The following is a 13,329-nucleotide window of genomic DNA, read 5'->3' on the forward strand; positions in this document are numbered from 1 at the left end:
ATATTCTTGGTCAGGGATGGAGACGGCCTCGGCTGAGGCGTCCTCTCCTTCATGGACGCAAAATGTCCGTGCTGGACATGACCCTGCCGCTCCGGGATCGGTGGAGGCTCTATGCGTTGACCCCAGCTGCCTGTCGGGGCTGGTGCTGAGCGTAGTAGTTGCTCTCGTGTTCGTGAGGCGGGATGTCTCTGATCCCTGTGTGAAGACGCTGGTTGTTGAACCAGTCGACCCATTCCGCGGTGGCGAGCTCGACGTCGGCCAGGCCGTGCCAGGGCCTGCTGGGCTTGATCAACTCCGTCTTGTAGAGGCCGATTCCATTCTGGGAACGACTAAAGGTCGACGATCGCGAAGACGTTGATGAGAAGTAGGAACAGGGAAGCCGCCGGAGGGGGCTTCGGGCTGAACCGCTGGGGATCCCCATGAAGGATGATCCCCTCATGGACAGAGTTGTTGATCTCGACGAGGTAGCTGCCGTTCTGGCTCAGCGGACGACGGGCTGGACGTCGGCTGGCCTTGAAGTGGACCGGGCGACGTGGAGGGATGCGGAAGCGTCCTGGCCCCAGCCACTGGAGACCGACAGGGCTCGGGTTCATGATCCGGACTCGGTTGGCGTGGTCATATCCGGTCCGACGGAGGCCGAGTTGTCGGTGGTGCTGTTCCGTGGTGGCTGGGCGGATGTGGACTTCGTCGCTGACCTTGACGACGCTGGTTGCCTGCCAGCGTCGGGGATCACCTCGGCGTCAGACTTCGGGACCCGGATGGATCAGTGGGTCACTCGTGTCTTTGGGAGCCTCGACAGCAGTCGATGAGGGCTGGCGCCACCCTTGGCTCACCTGACCGCTTGCTGTTCAGCGCGAGCGCCAGTGGTGGCGAGTCGGTAGGAGTCGGTGCCGGTCTCGAAGATATTGCCGCCGAAGGTGAGGCGGTCGACGATGGCCGCGCAGAGGCGGGGATCGGCGAAGGTGTCTTGGTCCAGCCCCAGTTGAACGGGGCCAGGTCTTCGGCGACGAGGTCCTCGCCACCGCGATCCTCCACCGCCTCCTCCACCACTGCGAAGTGACCTCCATCAACGGCCCCAGCTACCGGCTCAAGAACCGCCTCCAGGCCATCGAGAGAGAACGACGTGGCCTGACCAGCTGCGATCAGGACACCGGACCCTCGCCCGGCGGGATGAAGGCGTCGGCACCATCAGCATCCTCGACATGCCCCTGAGCATCGACCGTGATGGCCGTCGCCCGCTCCTGCGACGTGATGAGCCAGGCCAGGACCTGTTCCGTCAGCAGCGTTCCCCCTGGGCCCTCGTCGTTCCAGTGCACCCGCCACCCTCCACCAGGCACCGCAGCAACCACTTGGTCGGCCCGCTCCAGGTGGGAGAAGTCCTCGTAATCCGTCACCGCACGCAGAGCACCACGCTTGGGATCGACGACCAGGGCCGCCCCAGTCATCTGGTCCCAGCCCTCCACACGCACCATGCGGCCGATCTCGGTGTCGCCCCCGGCCTGCGAGACCACCGCTCAGTTGCCGCCCTAGATGCGGACACTCGGGTAAGGACCCTTCACCCGGCACCCGCCTGTGAGGGAAAGTCATTCTCCGACCGCTACGTATCGGCCCGAGCCCTCTTCGATCTCCTCCTGCTCATCCAGGTTGACCACCACCCCGGCCGGTTCCAGTGCTTCGCGTATGCGCTGCATCATGAGCTCGGAGAGATAGTGGCGGTGCAGATCCAGTTCCTCAAGGTGCGTAAGAGGCTGGCCACTGAGGAGCGCAGTAGCACCGGTGTCGCTCAGGGTGCCAAGGCCCAGGTGCAGCGCGGTGAGGCGAGCGACGACGGGAGCACCGGCCACCGCGGCGGCGATCTCGTCCTGCATGTAACTGTTCTGCAGTCCGAGCCGCCGCAGGGAAGGCAGCCGGTCACCGTCAAGGATGGGGGCCAGGTCGGCGAGGGTCGTGGTGCAGCCGTAGAACTCCTCACCCAGCCACAGGTCCAAGTGCTCCAGAGCAGGCAGGTCGCTGGCGGCCACGGCGCGCGCCACTTCGCCGGGCAGACCGCCGTTCTCCAGCCGCAGGACACGCAGGTGCTCGTGCCGCAACGGTGTCAGCCGCAGGCCCGAGCCTTCTTCATCAGCCGCCATGCCTATGGTTGAGCCGCGCACCCCAAGTTCTCTGAGATGGCGGAAAGCCTTGAGGATCGACGTCACATCACCCTGCACTATCCAGGACATCTCAGACTCTTCGGGAGTGAGATCGGCAAGGTACAACGCCTTGAGGCCGGTGAGCCGGTCCGCAACGGCAATCAGCTCGCTCACCGCCCAATCAGGGGGGCCTTCCGAGGAGTAGGCACCGTCACCAAGGACCAAAGCCTGCACCCGCGCAAGGTCTACCGTCTTGAGGAAGCGGTCCCATTGCCTCTCGTAAGCCCAATCGGGTATGGCTTCGCTCCACACTTCACTGGCCTCATAGTCGGCGCTACAGATGCGCCATGCGACGTCCCCCGCCGCAGGCATCGACCCATTCCCCTCCCCCGGAGCCGCGAACTGGTAGACGGGAAGACCGTGCAGCGTCGCTAAGTGATCCATGTACATAATTCATCCATTCACAGGCGAACTCCACGCCGATTGATCATCAGGGTCAGCCAGTCTGCTGATGACCCCGTGCGGCGAGTGATGGCGAGAATACTCGGAAATAGCGCAGGCTAAGCTTGGCGTTTATCCAGTTTTGCCTCTTGTGAGGTCTGGTGAGTTCTTTTTTCCCGCAGTTCCTTGGCATGCGCGGTGCTTGTTCTTCATGCCGATGGGTCGGCCTGGGCCGGATTCTGTGAGTTTCCTTGCACTGGCTGGTTGAGGGTCTTGCCGTGGAGGCGGCGAAATCGTCGGCGTACTCGAGCAGGAGTGAGACGTCCCTGACGAACAGGTCGCTCCCTGAGTCTGCGAAGGTCCTCGGCCAGGGGCCGGGCCAGACGCAGTTGCGTATGGGCAGCGATGACGAGCCAGGTCCAGCGGTCCGCGGCAGCCGGCTCGCGAAGCTTGGGCGTGGTTCAGCCCAGTGTCTGCTTGAGCATGCGGAAGGTGTGTTCCAGGTCGATCTGCGCAGGAACGCCTGCCAGAGGCTGTCCACATCTGCGACGCTGACTCCGGCGGCGGAGCACCACAGCCAGATCGGCTTGAGGTTGTGGTCGCCACAGGCGGTGTTCCACGGGTCGCGGGTGGGGCCCCACACAGCTGACTCGGCAGTGCGTTGCGCCGACCACTACCACCTGGAGAAGGTCACCCACGCCGTTGAGCTGCCCGGCGGAGCCACATCTCCAGGTCGGGGCACTCGATGACGGTCAAGGCCGGTCAACTCGGAAACCGGACCGGACCCGTTCCCCACTGGCTTTCGATCATTACGAAGACGACTGCCAGTACGCCAAGGATCCTGCCACCTCGACAAAGGCCAGGTGACCTGCCGGAACTCCTGGCACCGCCACCAACACCACACCCGCCTCTGCCACCACCATGGGCACGCATACGCCGACACCCCACCAGGATCAGAAAGGTCCGCGGCAACTGTCCACAGCCGCCGAGACCGACCCACTGGTGTGCTGCCCCATACCGAGAGTTGCGCCAGGGCGTGCGGCTGGGGATGGGCTGCGGTGAATGTGCTGGCGTTGCGGTGCAGGAGGGGCAGGCGTACGCCGATCGCGATGGCGACCGCCCCGACGCCGGAGCCCTCGGCCCCTGCTCCTCAGGCGCCGGACATCGGCATCGAGATGTAGGCCCCGGAACCTCCCGACGAACGTCTGCTTGGATCAGGTGGTGCTCAGTAGGCACCGACATGGACGGGGGCCGACTCTCTGCTTTCGTCGTCGACGCTCACCACGTAGAAGAGTCCACCGGCCTCCGGGACCCGCACCTCCCCGTTGCGGGGGTAGGAGGTGGCAAGGAAGGACCATGCGTACGGGTCGGGGTACCGGGCGTAGACACGGTAGCTCTGGCCCATGTCACCGGAGTGCCCGTCCCACGAGATGAGGACCCCGTTCCCATCGTGCCGAGCCATCAACCCGCTGGGCTTCGGCGCGGTGCCCGGCGCGGGCCGCGTGGCGTGCACCGGTCCGGAGACGCCGGAACGCTGCCCCGATGTGTCGACCGCCTCAACGGTGTAGGTGACGGCCACGTCCTGCGGGGCCCGCAGGTCGGTGTAGGCGGTGCCGCGCACTTCGTCCGGCCCGTCCAGGTCCTGCCCGCCCGCGGGCGCCGCCCACACCTCGTAGTGGTCCACGTGGTCCGACGAGGCGTGCCAGCGCACGGTGTTGCCTGCCGTTGTGCCTCGCGCGGTGAGGTCCGCCGGAACGCTGGGCGGCGACGTGTCCGCCGTCTCGACATACCAGTCGTAGCTGCGCTCCGACTCGTTGCCCGCCTGGTCAACGGCGCGTACGGCGTAGGCATAGACATCGCCGGTGGATGGGAGGGGATCGGTCGTGAAGGTCGCCGCCAGGGGTGTGGCGCCGCTGACGAGCGTCCATTCCTCGGTCTCGGCGAGACGCCGGTAGAGCCGGTACCCGGCGAGGTCCGGTTCGGTGTTCGCGTCCCAGCCGACCGTCGTGGTCTGAGCGGCAAGGTCGTACGACGCCTGAAGGCCGGTCGGCGCGGCGGGCGCGGGATCGTCGGCTTGTGCCGCCCGTCGGCCATCACCGCTCTGAAGGTGTGGCAGCGCAGACGCGGCGGTTGTGGCGGGGCCAAGGAGCAAGGCGGTGCCGAGGGCGACCATGACGACGGCGCCGACAGATCTTCGTAAGGTCATGCGCGTACGACAACTGAGAACCCGGCACGGTTGTACTGCCCGTCCGCCAGGGCCGGCACGGCCCTACCCGACCTCCTCGCCCACCACGGACACGGCATGCGCCGACGGGGTCCGGCTCTTCCGAGGGAACAAGAACTCCTGTCCTCCGTGGGGACTCAACGGCCAGGTCGTTGATCAGCAGCCGAATTGATCAGAGGAGCATGTGGGCGTCCACCGGTCCGTGGGGCCGACTGCGTCGCTGCATGCCCTGGGACTGTGTCCCTGGCAGCTCGCCACCGACGAGCGCGAGCACACCGCCCTGGCCGAACTCGCCGATGGCCGCGGGCAGGAGACGGTCGACTACGAGGTCGCGCCGTAACCACTCCCCCGCCCCGGCCCCACCGGAGCTCAAGTGCCCACGGACTGCAGGCGCCCAGCGGGCGGGCCCGGTCCGGGCAGCCGAACCCGGTCAGGCGACAACGCCCGGACGGGAGAACCACTGCGGGCGCCAGCACGTCGTGCCAGGCATGAACCCGATCAGCGACGTCCATCTTGACCGGCCGGGTCTGGCCATGGTGGACATCGCGGCCTCCGACGAGGCCACCGCTTTCGCCGTCCAGCGCCTGCTCACCGTGCACCGTGCCATCGCGCCTGCAGAACGTACGCGCCGGGATCTCGGTGAGCTCGGCGTACGACTGCGCTGCTTCCCCCAGCCGCCCAGCACCAGTGGGTCGTTGTCGACGTAGACGATCCGGGACTCCGGGGCCACCCGCTGGGCGATCTGGTGGGTGTTGCCGACGTTGGGCAGCCCGGTGCCGATGTCCAGGAACTGCCGTACGCCCTCCTCACCGGCGAGATGGCGGACGGCACGGGCGAGGAAGTACCGGGCGGCGCGGGCGCCGGTCTCGATCCCGGCGAAGATCTCACGGAAGGCGCCCCCGGCCACCTGGCCGACCTCACAGTTGTCCTTACCGCCCAGCCAGTAGTTCCAGATCCGGGCCGACTGCGGGACGGAGGTGTCGATCTTGGAGAGTACCTCCGCTGCCGCGTTCTCCGTCTGATCAGCCATGGACGCTCCCCCTGTGCGCGATGGGGGAACCGCCTAACGGTCGAAGACCGTTCGGGACCTTCCACATCAGTCCCCGTAAGTCACCCCATGCGAATCATCGGCCCCAACCGGCCTTCCTCTCACAGTGGTTGGATAACACCCGTGCCCGGCACGGCGGTACGGCCGTCCCGGGCGCAGGCGCGTCCCCAGGTCACTCGGTGATCAGGTAGGCCCTTTCGATCGTCTGGGTCACGGTGTTGCCCGCCCGGTCGGTCAGCTTCGCGCGCAGCGACACGGAACCCGGCCTCGCCGGGTGCTTCAGCGACAGGTGCGTACCGCCGACGGACTTGGCGGGCTGCCAGGTCCTGCCCTCGTCGTACGACACCTGGAAGGCGAGCGCGGCCGGGCGTTGTCCGGCAGCCGCCCCCTCGACAGTGAAGGGCACCTCGAAGTGCCGGCCCGCCTTCGCGGTGCTGGCCAGGGTCAGCTTCGGGCTGAAGCGGACCGTGGACAGCGGCACCGGGGCGAAGTCGCCCTCGGGGGTCCTGGCCGAGCGGAAGGTCCACTCGGTGTGGACGCGGGTGCTGACCGGATAGACGGCCGGATCACGGGAGTTGTCCACGGTCAGCCGGTACGCGGTGTCCCCGGCGGGCAGGGTGTACTCCGTCGGGTCGGTGGTCGGCTGGATGCCGTAGTCGTCGGCGATCTCCTTGCCGTCCGCCTCCAGCCGGGACGTCACCGAGACCGGCTGGCTCAGACCCCAGTGCCCGGAGCCGTCGCCGAACAGCGGCAGGAAGACCCTGAGTGTGTTCCCGTCGCGGCCGACACCCGGGTAGCCACGGCCCGGCCCGAGGTCGTCGGGGCTGTTCAGGACCGGCCCGAAGACGCCGATGCCGAATCGCTCGACATAGGTGCGGCCGGCCTTCCAGTGCCTCGGCATGCGCATCAGGAAGCCCTCGAAGACCGCGTCCTGGCCGTCGCCGAAGCGCTGCCAGGTACGCACCGACCACTTCACGCCGTTGTCGAGGACGTACTCGGTGCTCCGGTACGGCAGGTCGCCGCGCATGTCGCTCCCGCCGGGCACCAGACGGCCGTCGGGCAGGTGCGGGGTCACCTCGGCCTGGACGCGCCGACCGTCGACCGACTCGCCCACCTCCAGGTTCACCTTGGCCAGCTGCTCCCGCCCGATCTTCGCGGTGAAGCCGTCCAGGCTGCCCTCCCGGTACCAGCTCAGGTGGTAGTTGACGGGTCTGCCGTCCTTGCCCTTGCTGGTCCAGCGGCCGGAGAAGAGGGAGGTCAGCCCCGTCACCGAGCCGTCCGGGCCGAGCCGCCCGAACCGGGAGCCCACGAAGGTGGGCATCAGGAACTCGAGATGGGCGTCGTCGAGCCCCTCGCCCCGCCCGTACTCGACGGTGATCGCTGCGTCGTCGTTCACGGCCCCCGCGTCGGGCACGGTGATGTCCACCGGCTTCGCCTGCCGGGCGTCGACCTCCACGGTCGTGTCCCGGTCCAGGCGAAGCCTCGGCTGGACCAGGACGGCGTGCTCGCCGGAGCCGGTCGACGGGTGGATCACCCCGGTGAGGAGGTAATCGGCCTTGGGCAGCCGGACCGTCAGCTCGCCGTCCCGTTCGTCGGCGTACTCGGTGTAGAAGCTGCCGTTCAGGTCCGCGAGGGAGGTTACGGCGTCGCCGGTCGCCCTGCCGTCCTGGTCGGTGTGCCTGAGCGTCAGGTCGTACGACTCGACCTCGCGGTCCACCCCGACCGCGGACCGCACCTGGATCCTCCCGTCGGCGGAGGAGGCCGTGACCGAGCCGCCGAAGCTGCCGTCCACGGTTCCCGCGCGGGTGTCCGCGGTGACCTCCGCGCTCGCCTCGCCGCCCGCGGGGACCGTGATCTGCTGCGGGGAGACGGTGAACATGCCCTCGGCGGCGAGCTTGCGGTCCACCCCGTACGCGTCCACGGACAGGTCGAGCGTGACCGGATCGGTGCCGAGGTTGCGGTAGGTGAGCTTCTTGGTCCGGGCCGTGTCGTCGTCGTGCGGCCACTGCTGGACGCCGAAGTCGAGGTGGGCCTGCTCGGTGACCACGTTCTCGTCCAGCGCCCGGACCAGATCGACCCGTCCGGTGCCCTGCTGGAAGGAGCTGTACGTGCCCGGCTTCGCGGAACCGGTCAGCACCGCCTTGATCCGCTCACCGCGCCAGCCGGGGTGCTGCTGGGCGAGGATCGCCGCGGCACCCGCCACATGCGGGGTGGCCATCGAGGTGCCCTCGATCGTCAGGTAGCCGGGGACGTCCGAGGGATACAGGTCCGCCAGGACACTGCCGGCTGCGGCCGCGGCGGTGATGTCGACCCCCGGCGCGGTCAGGTCGGGTTTGACCCCGCCGTCGCCGACGCGCGGACCGCGGCTGGAGAAGGCGGCCAGCGCGTCGGACTTGTCGACCGCGCCGACCGTCAGGGCGGACGCCGCGCTGCCCGGTGAGCCGACGGTCCGTTCGCCGTCGCCCTCGTTGCCGGCCGCGATGACGAAGAGGGTGCCGGACTCGGCGGAGAGCCGGTCGACCGCCTCCTCCATCGGGTCGATGCCGGGGAGATCCGGGCCGCCCAGGCTCAGGTTGACGACGTCCGCGCCCTGGGCCACCGCCCACTCCATGCCCACGATGATCTCGGAGTCGTAGCCCTCGCCCCAGTCGTTCAGGACCTTGCCGTTGAGGAGCTCGGCGCCGGGTGCGACGCCCTTGTAATTCCCGCCGGACTTCGCTCCGCTGCCCGCCACGGTGGACGCCACGTGTGTGCCGTGTCCGTACCTGTCGGTCGTGCTGCCGGTGCCGCTGAAGTCCTGCTCCGCGACCACCTTGCCCGCGAGGTCGGGGTGGGCGGTGTCGATGCCGGTGTCCAGGACGGCGACCTTGGTGCCGGTGCCGTCGAAGCCCGCGGCCCAGGCGGTCGGCGCGCCGATCTGCGGGACGCTCCGGTCGAGCGAGGCCCGGCGCTTCCCGTCGAGCCACAGCTTCTCCACGCCGGCCGTGGAGGCGAACCGCGCCGTCCCCGCGGCCGAGTTGTCGGTCACGGCCTTCCAGAACCCGGCACCGCGCTTCTTCGCGGAGCGCATCGCCCTGCCGTTGACGACCGGCAACTGTCGGCCCAGCCGTGCCCCGGCCGCGGTGAACGGGCTCGTGGAAGGAGCGCTGTTGCCGTGGAAGGTGACGATCAGCGGGAGGTCGGAACGGCCCGCGTCGTCGTAGCCGTCTTTGACCAGCTGGGTGACGTCGAACAGCCGGGGATCCAACGTGCCCTGCGCGAGCAGGAGTTGGGCATCACCGGGAACGACTCGGGTGTGCCCGGCGACGACCCGGACCGAGAACGGCATACCCTCGCGGCCCTGGGCCCGCTGCACCCCGGAGACCTGTCCGGCGCCGTCCACCAGGACCCGGTCGCCGGTGACGAGCGTGACCGTCCTGACGGCGGAGGCCGTACGGGTGCTCTTGCCCGAGGCGACGCCGACGACTCCCGCGCCCACCGTTCCCGTGCCGACCGTTGCTGTGCCGACCGTTGCTGTACCGACGGCTCCCGCCCCGGCCGGCAGCCCGGCGAGGACCAGGGCCGCGGAGGCCACCCCCGCGGCCAGGGCCGCGTGTCTGTGGCGCACGCGTAACTGCATCTGAACTCCAATTGGTCGGTGGATCAGGACTCACGGGGCGGTGGGGCCCGTGATCAGGCGGCCGTCACGGTCGTACGGCCAGACATTGGGGACACAGCCGTGCAGGCCCTTGATCTGCTGCATCATCGCCGGGGCCGGCCGACCCTCGCCGGGGCAGGTGACATGGCCGTGGCCGAGGAAATGGCCCACCTCGTGGTTGATGATCAGCGAGCGGTACCCGACGACGTCCTCGGTGTAGAACTCGGTCGCCAGGACCCAGCGTCTGAGGTTGACCATCACGTCGTCGTGCACACTGCAATTGACCTTGCCGCCGGTGTCGAGGCCTCCCCCGGCACAGATCGCGTCGACAGTTCCCGGGGTGGCGAGGCGCACCCTGAAGTCGGTGGGCCCGCTCGACACCCGCTGGAACGCCGAGTGACCGTCGGCCGTCCAGCCGCGCGGGTCGGCCAGGGTCCGCTCCACCTGTTCGGCCACGTCCGCGGGGGAGATCGGCAGGCCCTTCTCCACCTCGACCCGGTACCGCAGGGGCGTGCCCCTGCCGACCTTCTCGCCCTCGCCGGAGGCGGTGACGAAGGTCCCCGGGCCGCTCTCGGGCAGGGGGGTGGTGGAAGGGCCGGCCGCCGCGACGCTCCGGTCCGGTCCCGGCGGCTCACCGGCCCGCGGCGGAGCCGGAGTTCCGGAGGGCGTGGGGGAGTCGGTCACAGGAATCCCGGACGGCACGGTCGCCGTGGGCGATCGTCTTGCGTCGGACGGCAGCCACGCCATCACCGCGCCACCGACCGCCGCGAAGACCGCCAACGCGGCCAGACCGCCGGTCAGTCGGCCCTGCACGCGCCGCGCGGAGCGTTTCCGGCGACGACCGCCGCCGGGCTTTCGTTTGTGCGCTGTCACGGTCGTTCACGATGTGATCGCCATGTGATCGGACCTGGCCCGGAAGGTAACGAAACGATAACCCTCTTCGTGGTCATGCCGATGTGGATACTGTGCGCATGTCACGCGTACTGCTGATCGAAGACGATCCCGCCGTCAGGGAGGGCGTCACTCTGGCCCTGCGTCGGCAAGGACATGACGTCGCCGCCGCCGCGACCGGCGAGGAGGGCCTTGACCGGCTGCGGTCCTTCCGGCCGGACATCGTCGTCCTCGATCTGATGCTCCCCGGCATGACCGGTCTGGAGGTGTGCCGCACCGTACGGACCCTCGACCAGACCCTGCCGATCATCATGGCGACCGCCCGGGGGGACGAAGTGGACATCGTTGTCGGCCTGGAGGCCGGCGCCGACGACTACGTCGTCAAGCCCGTCCTGGCCCGCGTGCTCGACGCGCGCATACGTGCCGTCCTGCGCCGGGCGGCCGGGGCCGCGCCCGGTGCCGAGGGCCTGCCGAAGATCCACACCTACGGCGAACTGGCCGTCGACCGGGCCGGTCTGACGGTCGCGCTGCACGGCGAGCCGATCGCCCTCGCCCCCTCCGAGCTGCGGCTCCTGCTCACCCTGACCGCCTCGCCGGGTCAGGTGTTCAGCCGTCAGCAGCTTCTGGAGGCGGTCTGGGAGCACGACTACCACGGCGACGCGCGTCTGGTGGACGCCTGCGTCAAGCGCCTGCGCACCAAGATGTCCGAACCGCCGCGCGCACCCCGGTACATCCACACCGTGCGCGGCTTCGGCTACCGATTCGCGGCGCCGTGAGGAGGCGCCGGCTGCGCGGGCTCCGGTTCCGCATGGTGGTGGCCTTCGGACTCGTCGCCGCGATCTCCGCGGTCACGACCGGTGCCCTGACCTTCCGGGAGGCCCGCACAGGAGTGCTCCAGCAGAGTCAGGACGCCACCATCAGACAACTGCGCACCCAGCTCAACCAGTACGCGGCCGAACTCGCCCTTCCTCCCGAGCGGTCAGCGCTGCGGAAGTTCGCGCAGGACATGGCGGCCACCGAGTCCCGGGGCAACTGGCGGGTCTTGGTAACCTATGGAGACCTCAGCGGTTCCTCCACCTCCGGCGACCCCTTCACCGAGGTGACGCCCGCTCTGCGCGAGGCCGTCGCGTCCAGCCGGGCCACCGTCTTTCAACGGGTCCGCCACGACGGCCGGACCTCCCTCGTCGTCGGCATGTCGATCCTCTTCAGCACCCAGCGCATCCCGGACGGCGTCGAGACGGCCAGCGGGGCCCGGGTGTTCCTGGTGGTCCCGCAGACCACTGAACAGGCCTACGTCGACGCCCTGGTGACCGCGGCCGAACGGGCCATGGCGGCCGCCCTGGCCCTCGCCGTGGTGCTCGCCCTCCTCGCCGCGCGCGGAGTGCTGGTCCCGGTGCGGAAGCTGCGGCTCGCCACCCGCCGGGTCGCCGAGGGCCGTCTGGACACGCGGCTCGCGGTCAACGGCTCCGACGAACTCGCCGAGCTGTCCCACACGTTCAACGAGACGGCTGCCGCGCTGGAGACCTCGGTCGCCGAACTGCGTGAGATGGAGGCGCGGGCCCGCCGCTTCGCCGCCGACGTCTCGCACGAACTGCGCACTCCGCTCGCCGCGATGTCGGCGGTCACCGACGTCCTCGACGAGGACGCCGCCCGACTGGACCCGGACACCGCCACCGCGGTCCGGCTGATCAGCACGGAGACCGTCAAACTCGCCCGGCTCGTCGACGACTTGATGGAGATGTCCCGATTCGACGCGGGCGCCGCGGTGCTCCACCTGGACGAGATCGACCTCGCCGAGTCGATCCGGCGCACCCTCGCCTCCCGCGGCTGGACGGACACGGTGGAGACCGAACTGCCGCCGCCGCACGCGGTACGCGCACGAGTCGACCCGCGCCGCGTCGACGTGATCGTCGCCAACCTGGTCGGCAACGCCCTCAAACACGGTGCCCGTCCGGTCATGGTGCGCCTGAGCGGTGACGACACGGTGGCCGTGATCGAGGTCCGGGACAGCGGCCCCGGCATCCCGGCCCACGTCCTGCCACACGTCTTCGAGCGGTTCTACAAGTCCGACAGCGCCCGGATCCGCTCCGAGGGCAGTGGCCTCGGCCTGTCCATCACCGCCGAGAACGTCCGCCTCCACGGCGGTACCGTGCGCGCCGCCAGCCACCCGGCGGGCGGTGCCGCCTTCACCGTGGAACTCCCGCTGCGACAGGCGGAGCCGACCGAGGAGTACCGGCCATGAAGGCCCTGCACCGCGCCCCGCTGCTGGCGCTGCTCGCCGTCACCTCCTGCGGGATCCCCGCAACCGGAGTGGTCGAGGCGGGCGGTCCCGCGAGCGGGGCCCTGCCGCTCACACCGGTCTACTTCGTCGAGAACGGCCGACTCGCCGCCCTGCCGCGCAACACCGGCCAGCCCGGCGACCCCACGGACGCGCTGCGGCTGCTGATGGCCGGTCCGCTGGCCGGCGAGGGGGGCACCGACACTCTCACCACCGAGTTGCCCCTCCTGCCGACCGCCATGGCACCGCCGTCGGCCGCCGTCGACGTACCGGGGGGCTCGCCGTCGGACCCGTCCGGCGCAGCCGGGAGCGCGTCGGACACCCCGACCGTGACGGTCGCGGGGAACGTGATGACGATCCGACTGCCCGCTGGCATGGCCGGGTTGAGCGATCTCGGGGTTCGGCAACTGGTGTGCACGGCGACCGCCGCGTACCGCCTCACCCGTCCCAGCACCGCGGCGCTGACCGCGGTGGTGACCGGCGGCGGACACCTGGTCAGGACGTCGGACGCGCGCTGCCCCAGTCGATGAGCGGCCTCCCCGCCGGAGCGGCCGCGGTGTCCGCCTGCTGCAGCTGGCTCAGGAGTTGGTTCTGGCCGGCGAGGAGCTCGGTGAGGATACGGCGGGCGGCGCGCAGGAGTTCGGCGACGTCACCGCTGCGCGACCCGGAGGGGCCGGA

Annotated in this window: 12 protein-coding genes and 5 pseudogenes; 7 read left to right on the plus strand and 10 right to left on the minus strand. The window is 69.5% G+C overall.

From position 1 onward, the window contains the following. Window positions 1–109: 109 nt before the first annotated feature. On the minus strand, window positions 110–439 hold the full coding sequence (locus ACFVH5_RS09840) for an integrase core domain-containing protein (protein ID WP_385833035.1): 330 nt from the start codon (window positions 437–439) through the stop codon (window positions 110–112). On the opposite strand from ACFVH5_RS09840, the gene ACFVH5_RS09845 reads away from it, so the two are divergent. After that, window positions 420–809 (plus strand): hypothetical protein, encoded by a 390-nt coding sequence (locus ACFVH5_RS09845; protein ID WP_385833036.1) that lies wholly within the window; start codon window positions 420–422, stop codon window positions 807–809. The two genes, ACFVH5_RS09840 and ACFVH5_RS09845, sit on opposite strands and share 20 nt — an antisense overlap. 20 nt (window positions 810–829) lie before the next feature. On the opposite strand, the pseudogene ACFVH5_RS09850 reads toward ACFVH5_RS09845, so the two are convergent. Then, window positions 830–978: pseudogene (locus ACFVH5_RS09850) on the minus strand (ATP-binding protein); the annotation flags it as partial. 12 nt (window positions 979–990) lie between these two features. On the opposite strand from ACFVH5_RS09850, the pseudogene ACFVH5_RS09855 reads away from it, so the two are divergent. After that, window positions 991–1,212, plus strand: a pseudogene (locus ACFVH5_RS09855) (ATP-binding protein); the annotation flags it as partial. On the opposite strand, the gene ACFVH5_RS09860 reads toward ACFVH5_RS09855, so the two are convergent. The 4 genes and pseudogenes from ACFVH5_RS09860 to ACFVH5_RS09875 form a co-directional block, all read right to left on the minus strand. Next, window positions 1,143–1,511: a hypothetical protein gene (locus ACFVH5_RS09860; protein WP_385833037.1), complete on the minus strand. Its 369-nt coding sequence runs from the start codon at window positions 1,509–1,511 to the stop codon at window positions 1,143–1,145. The pseudogene ACFVH5_RS09855 and the gene ACFVH5_RS09860 overlap by 70 nt on opposite strands. Window positions 1,512–1,583: 72 nt before the next feature. Further along, a complete protein-coding gene (locus ACFVH5_RS09865) occupies window positions 1,584–2,582 on the minus strand; it encodes an STM4015 family protein (RefSeq protein ID WP_385833038.1) in 999 nt (332 codons plus the stop codon). A 123-nt stretch (window positions 2,583–2,705) separates the two neighbouring features. Continuing rightward, a pseudogene (locus ACFVH5_RS09870) lies at window positions 2,706–3,162 on the minus strand (transposase); the annotation flags it as partial. Window positions 3,163–3,798: 636 nt separating this feature from the next. Further along, complete coding sequence (locus ACFVH5_RS09875; protein WP_385833039.1) at window positions 3,799–4,779, minus strand: hypothetical protein; 981 nt, start codon at window positions 4,777–4,779, stop codon at window positions 3,799–3,801. 202 nt (window positions 4,780–4,981) lie between these two features. Between ACFVH5_RS09875 and ACFVH5_RS09880 the strand changes: the two genes are divergently transcribed. Then, on the plus strand, window positions 4,982–5,137 hold the full coding sequence (locus ACFVH5_RS09880) for a hypothetical protein (RefSeq protein WP_385833040.1): 156 nt from the start codon (window positions 4,982–4,984) through the stop codon (window positions 5,135–5,137). Between the two features lie 193 nt (window positions 5,138–5,330). Beyond that, complete coding sequence (locus tag ACFVH5_RS09885; RefSeq protein ID WP_385833068.1) at window positions 5,331–5,504, plus strand: DUF6207 family protein; 174 nt, start codon at window positions 5,331–5,333, stop codon at window positions 5,502–5,504. On the opposite strand, the pseudogene ACFVH5_RS09890 reads toward ACFVH5_RS09885, so the two are convergent. The 3 genes and pseudogenes from ACFVH5_RS09890 to ACFVH5_RS09900 form a co-directional block, all read right to left on the minus strand. Then, a pseudogene (locus ACFVH5_RS09890) lies at window positions 5,477–5,827 on the minus strand (SAM-dependent methyltransferase); the annotation flags it as partial. The gene ACFVH5_RS09885 and the pseudogene ACFVH5_RS09890 sit on opposite strands and share 28 nt — an antisense overlap. Before the next feature lie 190 nt (window positions 5,828–6,017). Further along, entirely contained in the window at window positions 6,018–9,464 is a 3,447-nt protein-coding gene (locus ACFVH5_RS09895; RefSeq protein WP_385833041.1) for a S8 family serine peptidase, read from the minus strand. Between the two features lie 30 nt (window positions 9,465–9,494). After that, window positions 9,495–10,355, minus strand: coding sequence for a DUF3152 domain-containing protein (locus ACFVH5_RS09900; RefSeq protein WP_385833042.1), 861 nt, complete (start codon window positions 10,353–10,355; stop codon window positions 9,495–9,497). Between the two features lie 98 nt (window positions 10,356–10,453). Here ACFVH5_RS09900 and ACFVH5_RS09905 point away from each other — a divergent pair, with 98 nt between their 5' ends. From ACFVH5_RS09905 to ACFVH5_RS09915, 3 genes are read left to right on the plus strand one after another with little or no spacing between them, the layout of a single operon-like run. Continuing rightward, entirely contained in the window at window positions 10,454–11,149 is a 696-nt protein-coding gene (locus tag ACFVH5_RS09905; protein ID WP_384805733.1) for a response regulator, read from the plus strand. A 32-nt stretch (window positions 11,150–11,181) separates the two neighbouring features. Continuing rightward, entirely contained in the window at window positions 11,182–12,615 is a 1,434-nt protein-coding gene (locus ACFVH5_RS09910) for an ATP-binding protein (protein WP_385833069.1), read from the plus strand. Next, the gene (locus ACFVH5_RS09915; RefSeq protein WP_385833043.1) at window positions 12,612–13,181 is read left to right on the plus strand and encodes a hypothetical protein; all 570 of its coding nucleotides are present in this window, start codon (window positions 12,612–12,614) and stop codon (window positions 13,179–13,181) included. The genes ACFVH5_RS09910 and ACFVH5_RS09915 overlap by 4 nt, the downstream gene beginning before the upstream one ends. Here the strand turns inward: ACFVH5_RS09915 and ACFVH5_RS09920 are convergent. Then, window positions 13,147–13,305, minus strand: a pseudogene (locus ACFVH5_RS09920) (transcriptional regulator); the annotation flags it as partial. The gene ACFVH5_RS09915 and the pseudogene ACFVH5_RS09920 overlap by 35 nt on opposite strands. Window positions 13,306–13,329 lie beyond the last annotated feature (24 nt).

The sequence above is a fragment of the Streptomyces sp. NPDC127119 genome, assembly GCF_042677425.1.
In the GTDB taxonomy this organism is placed as follows: Bacteria; Actinomycetota; Actinomycetes; order Streptomycetales; family Streptomycetaceae; genus Streptomyces.